Genomic DNA, 21,964 nt, shown 5'->3' with positions numbered 1-21,964 from the left:
AATAATCACAGCCGCCCCTCTTTCATTTCTCGCTTATTTGCCCTTATACAAAAATCGGTTTGCTGTATTTAATGGGCCAAAATTTCATATCCCTTATCCGTAATCAGCACCATTATCTCCCATTGTGCTGAATCCATACCATCTTCCGTATAGATCGTCCAGCCGTTTTTATTATCTACGTAAACCTCTGGCCTACCTCTGTTTATCATCGGCTCGATTGTAAATACCATACCTGGAACCATTAACATTTCTGTGTTTTTCTTTGTTACATAACTGACATGAGGGTCTTCATGGAATTCTAATCCTATACCGTGTCCCCCTACTTGAGAAACCACAGAATATCCTTTTGATCTAACAAAATCATTGATTGCCTGACCCATATCACCTAAAGTTTTCCATGGACCGACTTCCCTAAGGCCAGCTTCTATAGCTTTCCTTGCTGTTTCTACCAGATTACTCCTCTCAGAAGATATTTCTCCTATGCAGAACATTCTTGAGGAATCACCATAAAAACCATTATAAATTGTTGAGACATCTACATTTACTATATCACCATCTTTTAAATATCTGGTTGATGAGGGTATTCCATGACATACTTCATTATTGATGGAAACACATACACTTTTCGGAAACCCTTCAAATCCAAGTGTAGCCGGAATACCTCCGAGCTGTATCGTTTTTTCATGTACATAAGTGTTAATATCTTCTGTAGATATCCCTGATGTTATTTTTTCACTGATTGAATCCAGAATCATGGTATTGATTCTGCCGCTTTCTCTGATTCCCTTTATTTGTTCAATATTTTTAAGTAATTTCCGCTTTGGCACGACATATCCTGCTTGTTTAAATTCTTCCACTTTTTCATCCAAAGATAGATGACAGTACTTATATTTTTTTCCGCTTTGGCACCAACAATTATCATTTCTATTTATTCTCATAACAAACTCCTTATCTTTTTTAGGAGTTATTAACTTTAGAATATCATTTATCTGCTGTAATTGCTTTGTTTCCGATATTCATTCGGTGAACAGCCATATAATTTGGCAAAGGCTCTGGTAAAGGCTTCGTTTGAGGAAAATCCATATTGAATCGCTATGTCTAAAATTCTTTTCTGCGTATTTTTTAATTCCTTTACTGCCAGCGCCAGCTTACGCTTTCTAACATATTCCTTAAATGATATTCCCACAACTTCATGAAATTTGGATGAACAGTAATAAGAAGAATAACCTACATATTCCGCCATCGCTTCTAAGGTAGGTCCCTCTTCTATATTATCTTCTACCCAATTAATCATAGTTTCAATTGTTTTAACCGACACTGTTAATCACTCCTTCTTTAAACAGTAACATAAAATCTTGGTTCACGCTTGACATTAGTTGCACTTTAACGAATAGTCTTTTTCCTAATTCTGAATTGACCAATGCCTCTTCACAATCATCCGAATAATCACTGCTTCCCTTAATAATTCTTATAATCATACTTTCCTCCCTTTCATATGATAAAAGAAGACATATAGCAGTCTTTAACCGCTATAGTCTTCTTAAGCATCCTTACATTCGTATTCACTCCTGCTGCATATTTGCCAGTTTTGCTGCCTTGGTCGCAAGCCGACCAGGCTTTCACTCCTGCTGCATATTTGCCAGTTTTGCTGCCTGGTCGGCTGCAATTAGGCTGTCTACTACTTCATCCATATCACCATCTAATATAGAATCCAGCCTGTGAAGAGTTAATTTAATTCTATGATCCGTCACGCGTCCTTGAGGGAAGTTATAGGTACGGATTTTCTCAGAACGATCACCGGTTCCTACCTGGCTCTTCCTGGCTTCGGCTTCTGCATTATGGGCTTTTTCTAATTCTAATTCATATAATTTAGAACGTAAAACCTTAAGTGCCTTATCCCTGTTTTTTAACTGGGACTTTTCATCCTGACAGGAGATTACAATACCAGTAGGTAGATGTGTCAGACGTACTGCGGAGTCTGTAGTATTAACACATTGTCCCCCGTTGCCTGAGGAACGGAATACATCGAATTTACAATCGCCTAAATTCAATTCCACATCCACTTCTTCTGCTTCCGGCATGATTGCTACCGTTGTAGTGGAGGTATGAATACGTCCGCCGGATTCAGTTACCGGGATACGTTGTACACGGTGAACCCCGCTTTCGTATTTCATTCTGGAATAAACACCTTTACCGTTTATCATAAAGACAACTTCCTTGAATCCACCTAAACCATTTTCATTTAAGTTCATCATATCAATCTTCCAGCGTTGTCTTTCTGCATATTTTGTATACATACGGAATAACTCGGCAGCAAATAAAGCTGCCTCATCACCGCCGGCACCGCCTCTGATTTCAACAATTACATTCTTTTCGTCGTTGGGGTCTTTTGGTAATAAAAGAATCTTAAGCTGCTCTTCTATAACCGTAAGAGTTTGTTTGCATTCATTTAATTCTTCTTTTGCCAATTCCCGCATCTCTTCGTCGCTTTCTTCTTCAAGCATAGCAATACTGTCTTCAATACGGGCTTTTGTTGCTTTATACTCTTTATATTTTTCAACAATATCCGTTAAATCATTTTGCTCTTTCATGAGCTTGCGGAATCTGTTCTGATCATTTACTACACCCGGATCATTTAATTCATCCACTAACTCCTGATATCTTATTAAAAGATCCTCTAATTTATCAAACATTTTATAGTCCTCCATTCAAATTACACATACTGTTTTCATTTTATTTATACCCGAAAGATTCACTGCATCTATACCGTTTTAGTTATAAATATATACTGCCCTTTAAAATTAAGTGAATTTTCCCAAATGATTTAAATGATACACAGCTAAGTGAAGGGCTCCTGGGTTTTTTTAAACCGGCCGCTTATAACACGGTTAAGTCCGGCCAGATCCTTTTTTAAATTAATATCCGTAATTCCCGCCTCCCGTAATAATTCACTGACAGCTTCTGCCTGATTATATCCTATCTCAAAAAAAACATAACCATCCGGTTTTAAATATAAATTAATGTCATGAATTATAATTTTATAAAAATACAGTCCGTCTGTACTTCCATCTAAAGCCAAAATCGGCTCATGATCTTTCACTTCCCTCATCAATACTGCAATATCCTGTGTAGGTATATAAGGTGGATTTGATACTATTATATCATATCTATCCTTTACTTGTGTATACATATCACTCTCAATAAAAGTTACATCTGCCTTAAGTTTACTTGCATTTTCCCTGGCTATTTCTAATGCTTTTGGCGAGATATCAACACCTGCGGCACTTTTTACCTTCCCTAATTTTGATAAACTGATAATAATACAACCGGAACCGGTACATATATCCAGTATGTCTTTGCCCGCTGATACCTTTAAGACTTCTTCCACCAGTATCTCAGTATCTAACCTAGGGATCAGTACATCCTCCGTAACATGAAATTTAAGACCCATAAATTCCTGCTCTTTGGTAATGTATTGTAAAGGAATATGCTCACTGCGTTTTTGAATTAATTCAAGATATAAACTAAGCTGCTCCTCCGTTATATCCTTTTGGGAATGCAAAATAAACTGGGTTCTGTTAATTTGAAAATAATAGGAGAATAAATACCAGGCATCTATGTCCCAATCCGCTATCCCTTTTCCCTTAAGCACAGCTTTTCCCTGATTTAATGCATTCTCTAATGTTATCATACTATCATCCTTACCTATATGCTAATTATATCAGATATTATTTTTCTTCCTCTTTGCTCACAAGATAACGGTCTAAAGCCCTTAAAATTTCATCCTCTTCCTCCTCAAAGGCCGGATGAACCGGTACTTTTGAAGTCTTTTGCATACTAACTGCCGTTTCTTCAACCGACTGTTTAAGTGCATCATCGGATGATATTGCTTTTTTCTTTGATGAATTTGAGGTATTAATATTCTTTTTATTGTCCTTATTTGACTTTACTTCAATTTGTTCTATTTTATCAAGTTTGCCGCCGTTTTGACTATTATTTTGGTTATTGCTCTGTTCTGTTTGTTTCTTATTTATGTTACTATTTACAGTTTTATTCTGCTTATTATTTGAGAGATTTTTGTTCTGTTTATTATTTGGGGTTTTATTATTCTGATTATGATTCTTTCCTGAATTTTTCTTATTATGAGTTTCGTCTTTATCTTCACTAACAGAATCTATACCCAGGAATTTTCTCCAGTCAAATACCGCCTCCACAGACTGGATAGCTACTTCTATCATATCATCATCCGGTTCTCTGGTAGTGAGACCTTGCAGCCACATCCCCGGTTTGCTTAAGACATTTACAATTTTTGAATCACTCTTGCCGGCAAAACGTATAAACTCATAAGATACCCCTGCAATAATCGGAATTAATAATATTCTAATTAAATAACGCAGCCATTCCTGATCCACACGGATAAATATAAAAAATATGATACTTACGAACATAACGATAAACATAAAGCTGGTACCACATCTTTTATGCTGCTTTGACTGCCATCTTACGTTTTCTATGGTTAGTTCAAATCCTTGTTCCAAACAATTTATGGTTTTATGCTCCGCGCCATGATACATAAACATTCGCTTAATATCTTTCATCTGGGAGATTGCTGCAATATAAGCTATAAAAATCAGTATACGGATAATGCCCTCTACGATAGCTATTATGGTTTCAGACTCAATCATATCACCTAATAAATTGGCAGCAAAGGCGGGGAGTACAATAAAGATTCCAACTGCCAACACGATTGCTATAAAAAAAGTAATTCCCATAATGACACTTTCAGCCTTTTCTTTAAAAATCCTGGAAAACGCCTGGTCCATTTTACTAGGTTTAACTTCCTCTTCTTCTTCAAAAAAACTAGCTGAAAATGTTAATGTTCTGGTACCTATAATCATAGATTCAGCAAAGGCTAACATCCCACGGAAAATAGGAAGTTTGAATAATTTATACTTTTCTGCAGCGCTAATGAACGTCTTTTTCTCTACTACAATCTCATTATTGGGTTTTCTTACAGCTACAGCGTACTGTTCTTTATTTTTCATCATTACGCCTTCAATAACAGCCTGTCCGCCAACTCCTGATGGTTTCATATACTGCACATCCTCTCTTCTGCCGCTGAAAAAGCCGCAAAATACCATAAATAATTTATGGTTCCCTTATTTTGTTCATTTATCATATAGTGAAGTTATTTTTGCAGATTCCTGAAATTTAAAAATAGGTTGAGATTCTGAAACCTCAACCTGATTTTTAACATGGATATGTTACCGTTTTTCTATTTTTCGTTATTAAGGCCATATCTACGATTGAACTTATCAATAGCTCCACGAGCTGCAGCTGCTTTCTGCTGTCCAGTGTAAAATGAATGACACTTAGAACAAATTTCTACGTGGATATCATTTTTTGTCGAACCAGTAACGAATTCGTTACCACAGTTACAAACAACTTTTGCTTGGTAATAATTAGGATGGATTCCCTCTTTCATGATTTCACCTCTTCATAATCTAACTTAAATTTTAAAAGTTGACCGAATGTCAAACTATTATCATCTTTTAAACAGCTTTTTAATTATAGCATAGTTTGTAAATTATTGCAATACCTAAAAAACAATTTTGGTCTTTTTAATCATCTCAATAAATTCAGTATTTGTTTTTGTTTTTATAAACATGTCAATTATTCTTTCAACCGCATCATCTGATTTCATACTATTAAATGCTTTTCTCATCAAAAAAGTGGCTTCTAGTTCGGATTGGTTTAATAATAAATCATCCCTACGGGTACTGGATTTCGTTAAATCGAGCGCCGGGAAAATTCTTTTTTCGGATAAATTACGGTCAAGAACCAACTCCATATTACCGGTTCCTTTAAATTCCTCAAATACTACGTCATCCATCCTGCTGCCCGTATCTACTAACGCTGATGCCAATATGGTTAAACTGCCGCCCTCTCTCATATTCCTTGCCGCACCAAAAAAGCGTTTCGGCATGTAAAGTGCTGCAGGATCAAGACCGCCGGATAAGGTTCTGCCGCTGGCTTGTACCGTTAAATTATAAGCTCTTGCTAATCTTGTAATACTGTCTAATAATACTACTACGTCCTTTTTATGTTCAACCAGACGTTTTGCACGCTCGATTACCATTTCTGAAACTCTTTTATGATTATCCGGCAGCTCGTCAAATGTTGAGTAAATAACCTCTACATTCTTACCCTCTATGGATTCTTTAATATCAGTTACTTCTTCCGGACGTTCATCAATAAGCAGAATAATGAGGCTGATTCCCGGATGATTTTTTGTAATTGCTTTGGCAATCTGTTTTAGAAGCGTTGTTTTACCTGCTTTAGGTGGAGATACAATCATTCCCCTTTGGCCTTTGCCGATTGGAGAAATTAAATCTACCATACGCATAGAAACATTCGTACCCGGTGTTTCAAGATGAATTCTTTCATTCGGAAAAATTGGTGTTAGATCTTCAAATCTTTTGCGGCGCTGCGCTTCGGATGGGTGCATCCCATTTACACTTTTAACAAATAATAGAGCACTGAATTTTTCACCTTGATTACGAATTCTGGTATTACCTGCTACAATATCGCCTGTTTTTAAACCAAATCTGCGGATCTGTGCCGGTGAAACGTAAACATCATTCTCTCCGGGAAGATAATTATCGCATCGAATAAAACCATATCCATCCGGCATAACTTCCAGTATACCCTCTTTGGTTTCACCGCTGTCTAATTGCTCCGATTCTGAAGCGGATATCGTGTTTCTTCTCCCCTCCAGTTCCTGAGATACTCCGTTACTGCGTCTTAAGTCGGATTCTTGTGTATTCCCGGTATTTTTTCTTATATCAGCATCTTGTGACACATTATTATTTCTTTTGGTATCGAAATCCTGATTGGAATTACTATTCTTTCTAATATCCTGGTCTGCTTGAACTGAGTTCTTTTTTAAGTCCGTCTCTTGTTTCTCTGTATTATTTCTTTTTGATTTTGTCTGATTTGCGTTATTGTCTTTTCTTTTTTCTGATTCTTCAGATTTAGTCTCTGCTTCTGCTGCTTCTTTTGCTGTACTAAGATTTGCCTTTTCTCTGCCTGATTGTAAATCCACCGTATTTGCGTCCGCTGAATCTTTTAATACCAAGGCATCAATCAGTTCCTGTTTTCTTAATGCAGTTATACTCTTAATACCTTTGTTTTTTGCCAATGTTCTAAGCTCTGCTAAGGACATTTCATTATACTGCGCTTCCATGTAATCTTACTCCTTTACAAGTATAAAATTTTTTCATTTCAATGGGGATGGATTTTGATATGATCTAGACAGTTCTTATGATTTTAGCACCCAAAATATATATTCTCTATATTATACACCTAATGTACAAGAAAAAAAAGCTTTTTTTATTTATATTCGTAATTTTTAGTTTTTTATGTTACTTTCACAGGCAACAAAACGACGTGTTTTTTGTGAGTGTAGCGAAGCGAAAGTCACAGAAAACCGGAGCATTGCAGTGTAGGAAAGTTTTCTTAGCGCTTTGTGTGCATCGAGATGCATGTTCTTGTTCACGGAACTGCTGCTTTTTGCAGGGGAGTGAACAGGAACTTTTTTATACCTTTAGTCCCCAAAAGAGCGGCAGTTTTTTGCTTGATTTACCATTATTTAAGTGATATGATAATTTTAGCTTATAAAAATACGAAAATAAGGTGGTTTTATCTATGACTAACAGCGAAAAAGCTTTAATATTACACGAAGAATGGAATGGCAAAATTGAAACAACATCAAAATGCACAGTAAAATCAAGAGAAGATCTGGCACTTGCCTATACACCCGGTGTAGCGGAGCCCTGCAAGGTTATTGCCCAGGATAAAGAAGCAGCTTATAAATATACATTAAAAGCGAATACTGTTGCAGTAATATCAGATGGAAGCGCAGTATTGGGCCTTGGTAATATCGGTCCGTATGCCGCAATGCCTGTTATGGAAGGAAAATCTGTTCTTTTTAAGGAATTCGGCGGCGTAAATGCCTTTCCTATATGCCTTGATACTCAGGATACAGAGGAAATTATTAAAACCATAGTTAATATCGCTCCCGCCTTCGGAGGAATTAACTTAGAAGATATTTCAGCTCCCCGCTGCTTTGAGATTGAAGAAAGATTAAAAGAACTTCTTACTATCCCTGTTTTTCACGATGACCAGCATGGTACAGCAATTGTTGTACTGGCAGGGGTTATTAATGCCTTAAAAGTTACAGGCAAAAATAAGGAAATCTGCGAAGTTGTTGTAAACGGCGCCGGTTCAGCCGGAATTGCCATTACAAAACTTCTGTATAGTTACGGTTTTAAAAATATTACCCTTTGTGATAAAGTTGGTATCTTATCCAAAAAAACGGACAACCTTAACTGGATGCAGAAGCAGATGATGGAGATAACCAATATATCCGAAAAGGAAGGTTCTTTGGCAGATGCATTAAAAGGTGCTGATATCTTCGTTGGTGTTTCTGCTCCTAATATTGTAACAGCTGACATGGTAGCCTCCATGAATAAGAACTCCATCCTGTTTGCTATGGCTAACCCGGTTCCTGAAATTATGCCGGATCTTGCCAAATCCGCAGGTGCTAAAGTGGTAGGTACCGGTCGTTCTGATTTTCCAAACCAGGTTAATAATGTAGTGGCTTTTCCGGGAATATTTAAAGGTGCCTTGGAGGGCAGGGCAAAGCAGATTACCGAAGAAATGAAATTGGCTGCGGCGCTGGCAATTGCAGCTTTAGTTTCCGATAAGGAATTAAATGAAGATTGCATCATGCCTCAACCTTTTGATCCCCGCGTATGTGAGGCGGTTAGTAATGCAGTGAAAGCTCATATCAAATAATAATATGAATGACTTACAAACAACTTTCTGGGGTGATAAGCGTTATTATTCCCTTGATTACTATTTAAAGCAGAGCTTTGGCCGGAAAATATATAAGTTGTCCTTAAACGGCGGAATGACTTGTCCTAACCGGGACGGAACCATTGATACCAGAGGATGTATTTTCTGCAGTATGGGTGGCTCCGGCGATTTTTCAGCTTCTTCCCTATTATCAATTACCGATCAGATAAATGAAGCCAAAAGGCTGATCGCCGGAAAGTTTAAACAGAAAGATTACGCAAAAGCAGCTGATTTTAGTAAGCCGGCTGAAAGTCACGGCAGCGGACAATATATTGCTTATTTTCAGGCATATACTAATACTTATGGTAATCCCGATATGCTTCGCAGTTTATTTACGGAAGCCATCAATAATCCGGATATAGCAGCCTTATCCATTGCTACAAGACCTGACTGTCTGGGACAAGATGTGATTTTATTACTAAGAGAACTAAATCAGATTAAACCCGTGTGGATTGAATTAGGACTTCAGACTTGTCATGAGTCTACTGCCGCTTTTATCCGGAGAGGATATCCTCTATCTGTCTTTGAAGATGCAGTAAAACGACTTCAGGAGAATGGATTAACAGTTATAGTACATGTAATTATTGGGCTTCCGGGCGAGAGTGTGCCTGATATGTTAGAAACAGTTAGATATGTATCATCTATCCCTGTACAGGGCATTAAGCTGCAATTATTGCATATACTGAAAGACACTGATTTATCAAAATATTCCTTTCCCATTCTGACTCTGGAACAATATGTTGATATTATAATAAAATGCCTGGAAATCATTCCGAAGAATATAGTAATCCATAGAATTACAGGGGACGGTCCTAAGAACTTATTAATGGCACCTTTATGGAGCAGTAATAAAAAGTTAGTGTTAAATCGTATTAATCAAGAATTGAAAATAAGAAATACCTGGCAGGGCAAAAAAGCTTAAATACAAACAGAATAGTATCAGTATTCTAATCATTCCGAATTACACAGGATAAGTAATTGATTTTAGGAAAGGAGCTGCCATATGCAATCAGATGCTTTTACATTGTATAAATTAATTATTTTGTTTTTATTGGACAAAGTGGATTTTCCGTTAACAAATGCTCAAATATCTAATTTTATCCTAGAAAAAGATTATACCAATTACTTTAATATTCAGCAGTCCATATCAGAGTTATTAGAAGCAGAGTTTGTGACCGTAGAAACCGTTGGTCATAGTTCTCATTACAGAATTACAGCCTCAGGCAGGGAAACCTTATCCTTTTTTGGGAATATGATATCTTCGGCGATTCAGTCAGACATCTTAGATTATTTGAGAAAAAACAAATATCCATTACGAGATGAAGTTTCTACTCTTTCCGAATATTATGAAGCTAAAAGAGGGGAATATATGGTACGTCTTAGGGTTGTTGAGAAAGAAGATTCCATTATAGACCTTACCATCGCAGTTCCTACCAAGGAAGATGCATCAAAAATATGTGATAACTGGCGGACCCGCAGTCAGCAGATTTATGCTTATGTTTTAAGTAATTTATTAAAAGAAGAGGAATAAAGGAACTGAATTTAAATGCAGCGAGGAATAAATTACCGATTCCCTTGATGTAGAATTAGCCATTTATTGAAATAAAAGGTCAGGATATTGTTCTCTTTTACAACATCCCGACCTTTTTTTATATATTCTGTTATGGTCAATAGTACATTGATCTTTACTTTATTCCAAAGTTTCAGTTTCTGAATCGGTTTCTTCTTCGGCTTCTTTTGTTATTACTGATTCAATACGTCCCCATATTTCATCTCTGCCTTGTTTTGACAAGGCGGAAAATGGGATAATACTTGTAGATGCCTGTGCATTTAACCCTTTTCTAATGGCTCTGGTCTGTTTATCAATCTGACTCCGATTAATTTTATCTAGTTTTGTTGCAATAATAATCGGCTGGTATCCCTGATATACAATCCATTCATACATGTTCCGGTCATTTTCCGATGGGTCATGACGTATATCGATCAGAAGAAAAACGATTTTTAACTGTTGTGAGGTTTTTAGATATTTTTCTATCATTTTACCCCATTTTTCCTTTAAGGCTTCCGATACTTTAGCATAACCATAACCGGGCAGATCCACAAAATAAAGTTCATCATTTATATTATAGAAATTGATTGTTTGTGTTTTACCAGGCTGCGCAGAGGTTCTGGCATAAGCCTTTCGGTTCATCAATGCATTAATCAGAGATGATTTACCAACATTGGACTTGCCGGCAAAGGCTATTTCCATTTTATTATTTTTAGGTAAAGTACTTGTTATTCCGCATACGGTTTCCAGGTTAACACTTTTTACATGCATTTTTGTGGTATCCTTTCCTATCTATCATTTCACTTCTGTTATTTTTGCAGAGGTATGACTCCGCCTGCCAAAGCAAGTTGTAATACTTCTTCCATTGAACTTACAAAATTTATTGTAATACCATCCAGAATTTCTTCGGATAATTCTTCAATATCTTTTTTATTTTGATTTGGCACCAGAACCAATTTAATTTTAGCTGCTTTTGCGGCAAGAATTTTTTCTTTTAAACCACCGATGGGAAGAACCCTGCCGCGGAGGGTTATTTCGCCTGTCATAGCAACATCCGCCCGGACAGGTTTTTCAACGATTGCAGAAAGCATAGCGGTTGCCATGGTAATTCCCGCTGACGGACCATCTTTAGGTACTGCTCCCTCCGGAATATGAATGTGAATATCATGATTTTCAAAATAGTCATCTTTTATGCCATAATCTTTGCTAACAGACCTGATATAACTGATACCGGCTCTTGCCGATTCTTTCATTACATCCCCTAATTGTCCGGTTAATTCAAACTTTCCTTTACCCGGCATAACATTAACTTCTATCTGCAAGGTATCTCCTCCGACGCTTGTCCAGGCAAGACCTCTAACAATACCGATTTCATCCCTGGTACCAGCCATCTGAAAAGTATATTTTTCATTCCCCAGATATTTTGTCAGGTTTTTATCATTTATATTAATCTTTACACTGCCGTCCATAATGATTTCTTTGGCAGCTTTTCGGCAGATCTCACCAATTTTTCTCTCCAGATTACGAACGCCGGCTTCTTTGGTATATCCGGTAATAATACGGCTTAAAGCTTTATCCGATATACTTAATTGTTTACGGCTCAGGCCGTTTTTACTCAACTGCTTTGCAATTAAATGCTCTTTTGCAATATGGCGTTTTTCATTTTCCGTATAGCTTGTAACCTCAATCAATTCCATTCTATCCAGTAATGGTCTTGGAATGCTTTGTACCGAATTAGCCGTGGCAATAAACAAAACTTCCGATAGATCAACGGGTATTTCAATATAATGATCCACAAACTTATTATTCTGTTCTGCGTCCAATACTTCAAGAAGAGCTGCCGAAGTGTCCCCTTTATAGTCACTGCTTACCTTGTCAATTTCATCTAAGAGTATAAGAGGGTTTTTTACACCGGCGCTTTTAAGACTGCTTACAATTCTACCCGGTAATGCACCGATATAAGTTCTTCTATGACCGCGGATTTCCGCTTCATCTCTGACCCCACCCAGGCTGATTCTAACATATTCTTTGTTTAAAGCTTTTGCCACCGAACGGGCTATGGAAGTTTTACCTGTTCCCGGTGGTCCAACCAGACAAAGAATAGGACTGTCACCTTTCTTCGTTAAAATGCGCACTGAAAGAAATTCCAAGATTCTTGTTTTAACTTTAAGAAGTCCGTAATGATCCTGGTTAAGGATTTTTTCAGCATTGTTAATATCTGTTTTATCGATTCCTGCCTTATCCCAAGGTAATGAAAGTAATGTCTCTATATACCCTCTAGCTACGGAGCTTTCTGATGAATTACCGGATAAGTTCTTAAATCGTTCTATTTCTTTGATTATTTTTTCTTTTACTTCATCTGTAGCTATCAGATCTTTCGCTGCCTCCAGGTAATTATCCGCATCCGTCTGGGCATTGGATTCTCCCAGTTCCTCTCTGATAACTTTTAGTTGTTCCCTTAATAAATATTCTTTCTGATTCTTATCTACTTTTTCTTTTATTTTATTTTGCAAGTCTTTCTTAATTCTTAAGATATCAATCTCTTCTGTAAGAATGACTGTTATTTTCTGGTATCTCTCAATTAAATCCACTGCTTCGATTAAATCTTGTTTCTCTTCTACTGAAAGCGGAATGTTTATAGCTATCTGATCAATTAATTCCTGAATATCCTCCAGTTTCATCAATTGTTTGATTACTTCTTTGCTAATCTTAGTGTTCTCTATAAAATATACTTCCAGGATGTCTTTCAAACCTCGAAGCATTGCCTTTTTTTCCGTATTGGAAATATGCTGCTCACCGGAATCTTTAAATAATCCGATTTCTCCCAGCAGAAACGGCTGTTCTTCAATTAAATTCTCTAATTGTGCTCTCTCCGTTCCCGAAACTAATACACGTATTACATTTCCGGGCAATTTAATAATTTGCTTTACTTCTGCTATTGTTCCTATTTGAAATAAATCATCCTGACCCGGATCTTCTATATCAGAATCCCGTTGGGTTAGCAATAATACTAACTGGTCATTTTCCATAGCGTTTTCTATTGCATCAATGGACATTTTACGATTTACGTCAAAATGAATTAACATGCCGGGGAGTACTGCCATTCCTCTTAAAGCTACAACGGGAACTCTCCTACTACATTCACTCATCTTTACCTCCACTTAAGTTTAATTTAAGCCTGTCCTATTAAGGCAGTGTCTTATGTTAAAAAGGACTGTCTTAAAATGCCTTCATTAAGTTTCCATAACTTCATAGTATGCGGCACTGAAGTCATTTTGGAACAGTAAAGGTATTTTAAGACAGCCCCTTGTCTATCTTTTTTAAGCAATTTCGTTACTATTTTTTTTCGGTACCCGCTTTGATATCGGTTTTCTTGGCTGATTATCCTCTGAGCTAATTAATGTAGGCAGAGTTCCGCCTTCTGCAGCTTCTTTCGTAATAATACATTTCAAGATTTGTGTATCCGATGGGACTTTATACATAGAATCCATCATAACAGATTCCATAATTGCACGCAAACCTCTTGCTCCTGTCTTTCTCTCAAGGGAACGTTTTGCTATAACACGTATCGCTTCCTCTTCGAATTCCAGTTCAACTCCATCTAATTCAAACAGTTTTTTATACTGCTTTACGATTGCATTTCTGGGTTCCGTAAGAATACGAACTAATGCTTCTTCATCCAATAAGTCCAAGGCCACCGTAACAGGAACACGCCCTACAAATTCAGGTATTAAGCCATATTTGACAAAATCCTGAGGCATTGCCTGTCTGAATAATTCGCCTATATTCTCTTTCACATTTTTGGTTATTTCAGCATTAAATCCGATTGATTTTTGTCCGATTCTGGCTTCAATTATCTTTTCCAAACCATCAAAAGCTCCACCGCAGATAAATAGAATATTAGTTGTATCTATCTGGATAAATTCCTGATGAGGATGCTTACGGCCTCCTTGGGGAGGAACAGAAGCAACGGTACCTTCCAGGATTTTTAATAAAGCCTGTTGTACACCCTCACCGGATACATCTCGGGTTATGGATGTATTTTCAGATTTTCTGGTTATTTTATCTATTTCATCAATATATATAATTCCGTGTTCTGCTCTTTCCACATCAAACTCAGCTGCCTGAATAAGTTTTAAAAGTATGTTTTCTACATCTTCCCCTACATAACCTGCTTCTGTCAATGCAGTAGCATCGGCGATAGCAAAAGGAACATTTATAAGCTTAGCCAGAGTCTGGGCCAGAAATGTCTTACCAGAACCGGTAGGTCCTACCATAAGTATATTACTTTTCTGTAATTCCACATCCAGATCTCTGCCTGCCAGTACGCGTTTATAATGATTATAAACGGATACGGAGAGAACTTTTTTAGCTTCTTCCTGTCCAATAACATATTGATCCAAAAAGCTTTTGATTTCAGCAGGTTTCAATAAGTTGATATCTGCATCCTGGGTTGTATCTTCAAATTCTTCTTCTACAATTTCAGAACAAATCTCAATACATTCATTACATATATATACATTACCCGGTCCTGCAATCAATTTTCTGACCTGATCCTGAGTTTTATTACAGAAAGAACATCTTATCTGTTTTCTTTCATCCGTTCTGTTTGCCACTTAGTTATCATCTCCTTTCCCGCTGCATTTTTTTATCTATCTGCTTACAATTACACTGTCAATGATACCATAAATCTTTGCTTCTTCAGCACTCATATAATAGTCTCTTTCTGTATCAATCTCTATTATATCTAAAGGCTTACCTGTATTAGCAGCAAGAATCTCGTTTAATTTCTTTTTCGTTTTTAATATATTTTCAGCTACGATTTTAATATCGGTAGCCTGGCCTTTTGCACCACCAGACGGCTGATGAATCATAACCTCAGCATTAGGAAGAGCAAATCTCTTACCTTTGGTACCTCCGGCTAAAAGGAATGCCCCCATACTTGCAGCCATACCAATACAGGTAGTAGATACATCACACTTAATATAATGCATGGTATCATAGATTGCCATACCTGCAGTAACAGATCCACCCGGACTGTTAATATATAAGTTTATATCTTTATTAGGGTCTTCTGATTCCAGGAATAATAACTGTGCTACAATAATACTTGCAGAAACATCTGTAACTTCTTCACCCAGGAAAATTATTCTATCTTTTAATAATCTGGAATAAATGTCGTAGGATCTTTCACCACGGCTTGTTTGTTCAATGACATAAGGTACTAAACTCATAGTAAATCCTCCTTCTTTGTATTAGGGGCTGCTGCAATACTCGCAGCTGCCCCTGTATAATAATCAATAGGGAAACAAAACATGAATTTAAACAGAATATTATATTCTCTTCCTTTTTAAGTTAATAGTTCGTACTATTAAACTTCTGCTGCTGCGTTGGTAACAAAATCTACTGCTTTTTGAACTGCCATATCCATAACGATTTGTTCTTTTTCTTTTTCGCCTACTAATTCTTTTAATTTATCTAGTTCCATTTTATAAGTTTCAGCCATCTGAGTAAATTCTTTTTCCACATCTTCGTCGGACACTGTAATATTTTCAGCTTTTACAACAGCTTCAAGAACTAATCTGCTTTCTATTCTCTTCTGAGCCTGCGGTCTCATCTGATCAAATAATTGTGTGCTGTTCATACCTGTAAATTGGAAATACTGTTCAATTGTAATTCCCTGAGACTGAATTCTCTGAGCAAAATCATCCGCCATTTGTCTAACCTGTGTTTCAATCATGGCATCCGGTATCTCCATAGCAGCATTTGAAACAATCTTTTCAATCACTTTATCTTCTTTTGCAGTCTTAGCTTCTTTTTCTTTTCTCTCTAAGATTGTTGCTTTAATATCTGCTTTATATTCATCTAATGTATCAAATTCAGATACATCCTGTGCAAATTCATCATCTAATTCCGGTAATTCCTTTGCTTTGATTTCTTTTATCTTAACTTTAAATAATGCTGGTTTACCTGCTAATTCAGCTGCATGATATTCTGCAGGGAAAGTTACATTTACTTCTGTCTCTTCTCCAAGAGATTTTCCGATTAACTGTTCTTCAAAGGTATCAATAAAAGAATGGGATCCTATGGTTAAGGAATAATCCTCTGCTTGGCCGCCATCAAAAGGAGCACCGTCTACAAATCCTTCAAAGTCGATTACTAACATATCTTTATCGGCAACCGGTCTGTCTTCAACGGTAATTTCTCTGGAATTCTGATCTCTTACTTTATCTATCTCGGCTAGAATTTCTTCCTCAGTTACTTCGACAGCAGTTTTTTCTACTTCAATTCCTTTATAATCGCCTAAAGTTACTTCAGGTTTTACCGCTACTTCAGCAGTAAAAATAAATGGCTTGCCTTTTTCAATTTGCACTACATCGATTTCCGGCCTTGAAACAATTTCTAATTTACTTTCTTCAGCAGCTTTCTCGTAAGCATCGGGTATAATCATATTAGCAGCATCTTCATAGAAAACACTTGCTCCATACATTTTTTCAATTATAGCACGTGGAGCTTTTCCTTTACGGAAGCCCTGTACGTTCATCTTACCTTTATTTTTCGCATAGGCTTTTTCTATTGCAGCTTCAAACTCCTCTGCAGTAGCTTCTATGGTTAGCTTCACCATATTCTTCTCTAATTTTTCTACTTGTAAACTCATTTAAAATTTCCTCCTTAATATGTGAACGTATCTTCCTTATACGATCCAATTATTTTCCGTCAATGTATTTTTCCCTGTTATATATAATATAACTTATCAGATGTTGCTTTTCAAACGTCTGATAAAAGGCACCGTATTTGGTGCCGTGCATCCGACTATAGGAACCAGTTTTTAGTCCCTATAGTATAACTTATCAGATGTTGCTTTTTCAAACGTCTGATAAAAGGCACCGTATTTGGTGCCGTGCATCCGACTATAGGAACCAGTTTTTAGTTCCTGTAGTATATATTATATATATGCACCCATGGTTTTATTTCAACTTGGATAGTAATATCCTATTGCGTATTAGGACGCATTCCGCGGAGTGTTTTCCACACAAGAAGTAATTTTACTATGTGGTAAAATAGGGCAGATTCCCACTCTGACGTTTTGACATTAGTATATTATAACATAGCCATTCTGTAAATACCATAATTTTTTTCTTAATCGTTTCTTACATGACCCTGTTGTTTTAATACTTCAACTACTCGATCCACATAAAGTTTACATAATTCATGACTCTGAGCTTCTACCATAACCCGGATAACAGGTTCCGTACCGCTTTCTCTTACCAGGATTCGTCCCTCTTCACCAAGTTCATGGGTTACCTGGTTTATTACTTCTATTATTTTATCATCTTCTCTGGCAGTTTTCTTATCCTTTACCTTAACATTGACTAAAAGCTGCGGATAAATATATACGTCTTTAATGAGATCGGAAAGTTTCATTTTCTTTTCCAGAACTACTTCCATTATTTTTAGTGAAGTCAGGATTCCGTCACCTGTAGTAGCATGTTTGCTGAAAATAATATGTCCGGATTGCTCCCCACCTATTGAGTGGCCATATTCCAGCATATTTTCATAAACATATTTATCCCCGACAGCTGTTTTTTCATATGAAATACCTTTTTCATCCAAGGCTTTATACAAGCCAATATTCGACATGATGGTAGTTACAACCGTATTATTACTAAGTTCACCACGTTCTTTCATATATGAGCCGCAGACATATAATATTAAATCTCCATCTATAATATTACCCTTATCATCCACTGCTAAACAACGATCTGCGTCTCCGTCATACGCAAATCCTAAATCCAGTTGATTTTCTATAACATATTTCTGCAGTGTATTAATATGGGTGGAACCACAGCCGTCATTAATGTTCGTGCCATTCGGTTCATTATTTATTACATATGTTTTCGCACCCAAAGCATCAAATACACCTTTTGCAATGGTAGAAGCAGAACCGTTAGCGCAATCAAGACCAACTCTCATACCGGAAAAGGATCTGGTAGCAAGAGAAATTAAATACCCTATATAGCGGTTTCTCCCTATGTAATAGTCCGTGGTTTTACCTATCTTTTCTCTGGTGGCATATGGAATGCTTAATCCCTCGCCGTCTATGTATTTTTCGATTAGTTCCTCAACTTCTGCTTCTAATTTATAACCGCTTCCGTTTAAGATTTTAATCCCGTTATCATAATAAGGATTATGACTTGCCGATATCATAATTCCACAGTCATAATTTTCACTTCTTATCAAATAGGATACACTGGGAGTACTGGTTACATGAAGCAGATAAACATCTGCACCGCTGGCCGTAAGTCCTGATACCAGGGCATACTCAAACATATAACTGGAACGCCTTGTATCTTTGCCGATTACAACGTTAGCCTTATGCTCCTTCCCGTAATAATAACCTAAAAACCTACCTACTTTATAAGCATGTTCTACTGTCAAATCAATATTAGCTTCACCGCGAAATCCATCTGTACCAAAATATTTACCCATCTAAAGAGCTCCTTCATTATCTTAATTTTCGTTTGAAATACTCTATTCGTACAAACCCTTTGTATTTATTGACTCAAATATTTATATAAAATCATATAACCGATTGTAACATAACCGTTTCATTATGGCAACTGTTCTGCCCGCTTTCCATCTTTGTTTTTATCTATCATATGTCTGACTTACTGTGTTTGCTCCATATATACGACAAGAAAGAGTCTGGTTTACCAGACTCTAGCGCTGACGCGCTGTCACGACAGTGACATCTTCCTTAAGTGCGTCAAACGCATCCTGCCTGGAAAGCTTTTTGTTGCATAGGTAAGTTCGAAGAACTTTCCTATGCAATAAAAAAACACCATCCGCTATGTACAATTGGATTTTATGTTCCCATATAATCCAACCGTACATAAAGATGATGTTTTAAATGATTAACTCATGGAGCAACTATACAGCATTTGTTGTATAATTTAAGCTAACCGTTTAATTCAAATCTTTTTCGCTTTAGTTTAGAAAGAACTTGAAGAGCCTGACATAGATTCTTCTTGTCTTCTAATCATACGTTTTACCATTTCACCGCCAACAGAACCATTCTGTGCGCTAGTTAAATCTCCGTTGTAACCTTGTTTTAAAGGTACACCAATTTCAGATGCAACTTCCATTTTGAATCTGTCAAGAGCCTCTCTAGCTTGAGGTACTTCTGATCTGTTAGAACCGCTGTTATTGTTACTTGCCATAATAATTCACCTCCACGATAAGATTGTTTGCATCAACCAATGCTTGTTTGAAACAAGAAACCAATTGATTAAGATAAATGATTTGTTTTATGAATCAGTTATCTTAGTAATATTGTTAACAGAAGAGGGAATTTTTATTATGGTAAGTTGTGGAACTTATTTTTATTTTTGATTCTTTATAAACAGGCTGATACTTGTAAGCGTTATTAATGCAGCTACTATAATGAGCTCAATTATTTTATCTGTATTTTATTTTCATATATTGTCCCACCTGATTCATATATTATATAAACAATAATGATAAAGGTATATTATGAATGAGATTCTTTCTATCATAAAGAGTATAAATAAACTTCTTTGGAATGGCCCAATGATTATTATACTTCTGGCAACTCATCTTTTCCTGACTTTTCGTTTAAAATTTATTCAAAAAAAAATCGGTAAGGGTGTTCGTCTGTCTGTAAAATCCTCCTCCTCTTCGGATGGTGAGACCAGCAGCTTTGGAGCACTTACCACTACTTTGGCGGCAACCCTGGGTATAGGAAACATTATAGGAGTATCCACAGCCGTAGCAATGGGCGGTCCGGGCGCTATCCTATGGATTTGGCTTACCGGTGTTCTTGGTATGGCTACAACCTACGCCGAATGTTATCTCGGTATCCATTACCGCTGCATTGGCAAAGATGGTACTTATTCCGGCGGTCCTATGTATGTACTGGAAAAGGGGCTTCATTCCAAACCGCTGGCCATGCTTTACTGCTTTCTGACCCTGGCTGCATCCTACGGTGTGGGTTGTTCTACACAATCTAATTCGATAACAGATGTTACATCTGATTTATGGGGCTTTCCGCCTTATATCGTTGGTTTACTTACCGCTCTTATAACCGGTTTGGTAATTATAGGAGGGATTAAATCCATTGGAAATATCTGTACAAAGCTGGTTCCAGCCATGGGAATCTTTTATATGGCCGCTTGTATCATTCTATTGGTATTAAATATAGACTTTCTTCTGCCTGCTATAAAATTGATTATCCATTCCGCTTTTCTTCCCAGTGCAATTGCAGGGGGTTTTATTGGAAGTACAATCAAAACTGCTGCAAGATATGGCATTGCAAGAGGTCTGTTTTCCAATGAGGCGGGTATTGGTACCGCCGCTATTGCAGCTTCAAGTGCAAAAACAGAAAATCCTTATAATCAGGCATTGGTATCCATGAGTGCAACTTTTTGGGATACTGTCGTAATGTGCGGAATTACCGGTCTTGTGATTGTATCCCATATATTAAAATTTCCTTCCTCGGTACAAGGAGCTTCTGCTTCCGAATTAACAACCGTTGCCTTCGAGCAGATTCCATTCGGCGGTTATATATTAGGACTTTCTATTATTGCTTTTGCTACCGCAACTTTAATCGGTTGGTCTTATTTCGGAGAAAAAGCGGTAGTTTATCTCTTCGGAAAAGAAGGAATAAATACCTACCGCATTTGTTATCTTGTTATGATATTCATAGGTGCCATATTATCACTGGAATTTGTATGGGAACTTTCCGACTTAATTAATGCCTTTATGATTATTCCAAATGTATTGTCTATCTGGTTATTATACCGTGATATTAAATGTACTGAATAGCTGCCGCAATTTTTTCCGCGGTTTCCTTATCCTTTAATGTTTCAATAATCCGCAGGGAAAAATCAATAGAAACGCCCATTCCCTTACCGGTTATGATGTTTAAATCTGCTTCCGTTTTATTCCCGGTAACCAAAGCACCAGTTAATTTGTCTTCATAACCAGGGTAGCAGGTCACCTTCTTGCCCTTAAGAATACCATTCATTCCCAGCACGCTTGGAGCGGCGCATATTGCCGCAATTTTTCTTCCTTCTCTATTAAATTGCTTTAACAAGGTAACAAATTCCTGGTGCTCCGCCAGGTGTTTGGTACCGGGCATACCTCCCGGCAAGATAAGCATGTCAGCTTTTGTATAATCAGATTCACCAAATAATTCATCTGCTTCGATTTTTATATTATGAGAACCCATAACCTGCTTTTTTCCGGTTATGGAGACCATAACTATTTGCACATCTGCTCTTCTTAACAAATCTACTACCGTTAAACCCTCAATTTCCTCAAACCCATCCGCTAAGAATATATATACCATACGTTCGCTCCTTTTTGCTTTTTATTATACCATCATTTCCATATATAACAAGGGTTTCAGACAGCACTATTTGCAGAAATCAAAGCATTAATTTGATATTCTTATAATTATAAGGCAGCTATAAT

Annotated in this window: 20 protein-coding genes; 4 read left to right on the top strand and 16 right to left on the bottom strand. The window is 36.9% G+C overall.

All coding sequences use genetic code 11. From position 1 onward, the window contains the following. Positions 1-68 precede the first annotated feature (68 nt). The 8 genes from RBU59_RS18065 to rho form a co-directional block, all read right to left on the bottom strand. A complete protein-coding gene (locus RBU59_RS18065) occupies positions 69-938 on the bottom strand; it encodes a methionyl aminopeptidase (protein ID WP_308143881.1) in 870 nt (289 codons plus the stop codon). Between the two features lie 47 nt (positions 939-985). Continuing rightward, a complete protein-coding gene (locus RBU59_RS18060; protein WP_308143880.1) occupies positions 986-1,318 on the bottom strand; it encodes a helix-turn-helix transcriptional regulator in 333 nt (110 codons plus the stop codon). Then, positions 1,308-1,478 (bottom strand): hypothetical protein, encoded by a 171-nt coding sequence (locus tag RBU59_RS18055; RefSeq protein WP_308143879.1) that lies wholly within the window; start codon positions 1,476-1,478, stop codon positions 1,308-1,310. Before RBU59_RS18055 ends, RBU59_RS18060 begins: the two co-directional genes overlap by 11 nt. A gap of 141 nt (positions 1,479-1,619) precedes the next feature. Next, a complete protein-coding gene (gene prfA, locus RBU59_RS18050; protein ID WP_308143878.1) occupies positions 1,620-2,693 on the bottom strand; it encodes a peptide chain release factor 1 in 1,074 nt (357 codons plus the stop codon). 146 nt (positions 2,694-2,839) lie between these two features. Beyond that, on the bottom strand, positions 2,840-3,691 hold the full coding sequence (gene prmC, locus RBU59_RS18045; RefSeq protein ID WP_308143877.1) for a peptide chain release factor N(5)-glutamine methyltransferase: 852 nt from the start codon (positions 3,689-3,691) through the stop codon (positions 2,840-2,842). Between the two features lie 37 nt (positions 3,692-3,728). Continuing rightward, positions 3,729-5,093 carry a DUF1385 domain-containing protein gene (locus tag RBU59_RS18040; protein ID WP_308143876.1) on the bottom strand — a complete coding sequence of 455 codons (1,365 nt, stop codon included), beginning with the start codon at positions 5,091-5,093 and terminating at the stop codon, positions 3,729-3,731. Positions 5,094-5,275: 182 nt separating this feature from the next. After that, positions 5,276-5,485: a 50S ribosomal protein L31 gene (gene rpmE, locus RBU59_RS18035; protein ID WP_308143875.1), complete on the bottom strand. Its 210-nt coding sequence runs from the start codon at positions 5,483-5,485 to the stop codon at positions 5,276-5,278. 114 nt (positions 5,486-5,599) lie between these two features. After that, positions 5,600-7,246: a transcription termination factor Rho gene (gene rho, locus RBU59_RS18030; RefSeq protein ID WP_308143874.1), complete on the bottom strand. Its 1,647-nt coding sequence runs from the start codon at positions 7,244-7,246 to the stop codon at positions 5,600-5,602. A gap of 461 nt (positions 7,247-7,707) precedes the next feature. On the opposite strand from rho, the gene RBU59_RS18025 reads away from it, so the two are divergent. From RBU59_RS18025 to RBU59_RS18015, 3 genes are all read left to right on the top strand, one after another. Then, the gene (locus RBU59_RS18025; protein ID WP_308143873.1) at positions 7,708-8,859 is read left to right on the top strand and encodes an NAD(P)-dependent malic enzyme; all 1,152 of its coding nucleotides are present in this window, start codon (positions 7,708-7,710) and stop codon (positions 8,857-8,859) included. A gap of 4 nt (positions 8,860-8,863) precedes the next feature. Continuing rightward, a complete protein-coding gene (locus RBU59_RS18020) occupies positions 8,864-9,841 on the top strand; it encodes a TIGR01212 family radical SAM protein (protein ID WP_308143872.1) in 978 nt (325 codons plus the stop codon). A gap of 81 nt (positions 9,842-9,922) precedes the next feature. Beyond that, positions 9,923-10,450, top strand: a complete 528-nt coding sequence (locus RBU59_RS18015) for a DUF4364 family protein (protein ID WP_308143871.1) — start codon at positions 9,923-9,925, stop codon at positions 10,448-10,450. A gap of 159 nt (positions 10,451-10,609) precedes the next feature. Here RBU59_RS18015 and yihA read toward each other — a convergent pair whose 3' ends face one another. From yihA to RBU59_RS17980, 7 genes are all read right to left on the bottom strand, one after another. After that, positions 10,610-11,239 (bottom strand): ribosome biogenesis GTP-binding protein YihA/YsxC, encoded by a 630-nt coding sequence (gene yihA, locus RBU59_RS18010; protein WP_308143870.1) that lies wholly within the window; start codon positions 11,237-11,239, stop codon positions 10,610-10,612. A 38-nt stretch (positions 11,240-11,277) separates the two neighbouring features. Beyond that, on the bottom strand, positions 11,278-13,617 hold the full coding sequence (gene lon, locus RBU59_RS18005) for an endopeptidase La (protein WP_308143869.1): 2,340 nt from the start codon (positions 13,615-13,617) through the stop codon (positions 11,278-11,280). A 171-nt stretch (positions 13,618-13,788) separates the two neighbouring features. Next, on the bottom strand, positions 13,789-15,084 hold the full coding sequence (gene clpX / locus RBU59_RS18000) for an ATP-dependent Clp protease ATP-binding subunit ClpX (RefSeq protein WP_308143868.1): 1,296 nt from the start codon (positions 15,082-15,084) through the stop codon (positions 13,789-13,791). A gap of 36 nt (positions 15,085-15,120) precedes the next feature. Then, positions 15,121-15,702: an ATP-dependent Clp endopeptidase proteolytic subunit ClpP gene (gene clpP, locus RBU59_RS17995; protein ID WP_308143867.1), complete on the bottom strand. Its 582-nt coding sequence runs from the start codon at positions 15,700-15,702 to the stop codon at positions 15,121-15,123. A gap of 137 nt (positions 15,703-15,839) precedes the next feature. Continuing rightward, entirely contained in the window at positions 15,840-17,126 is a 1,287-nt protein-coding gene (gene tig, locus RBU59_RS17990; RefSeq protein ID WP_308143866.1) for a trigger factor, read from the bottom strand. Positions 17,127-17,608: 482 nt separating this feature from the next. Then, positions 17,609-18,958 (bottom strand): phosphoglucosamine mutase, encoded by a 1,350-nt coding sequence (gene glmM, locus RBU59_RS17985; protein ID WP_308143865.1) that lies wholly within the window; start codon positions 18,956-18,958, stop codon positions 17,609-17,611. A gap of 503 nt (positions 18,959-19,461) precedes the next feature. Then, a complete protein-coding gene (locus RBU59_RS17980) occupies positions 19,462-19,689 on the bottom strand; it encodes an alpha/beta-type small acid-soluble spore protein (RefSeq protein ID WP_308143864.1) in 228 nt (75 codons plus the stop codon). 370 nt (positions 19,690-20,059) lie between these two features. On the opposite strand from RBU59_RS17980, the gene RBU59_RS17975 reads away from it, so the two are divergent. Beyond that, entirely contained in the window at positions 20,060-21,313 is a 1,254-nt protein-coding gene (locus tag RBU59_RS17975; RefSeq protein WP_308143863.1) for an alanine/glycine:cation symporter family protein, read from the top strand. Here the strand turns inward: RBU59_RS17975 and RBU59_RS17970 are convergent. Continuing rightward, positions 21,297-21,839, bottom strand: a complete 543-nt coding sequence (locus tag RBU59_RS17970; protein WP_308143862.1) for a DJ-1 family glyoxalase III — start codon at positions 21,837-21,839, stop codon at positions 21,297-21,299. The genes RBU59_RS17975 and RBU59_RS17970 overlap by 17 nt on opposite strands. Between the last annotated feature and the right edge of the window lie 125 nt (positions 21,840-21,964).

It is taken from the genome of Anaerocolumna sp. MB42-C2 (assembly GCF_030913705.1).
Classification (GTDB): Bacteria; Bacillota; Clostridia; order Lachnospirales; family Lachnospiraceae; genus Anaerocolumna.
The sequence above is the reverse complement of the archived record's forward strand: the minus strand, read 5'-3'. Positions and strand labels throughout refer to the sequence as shown.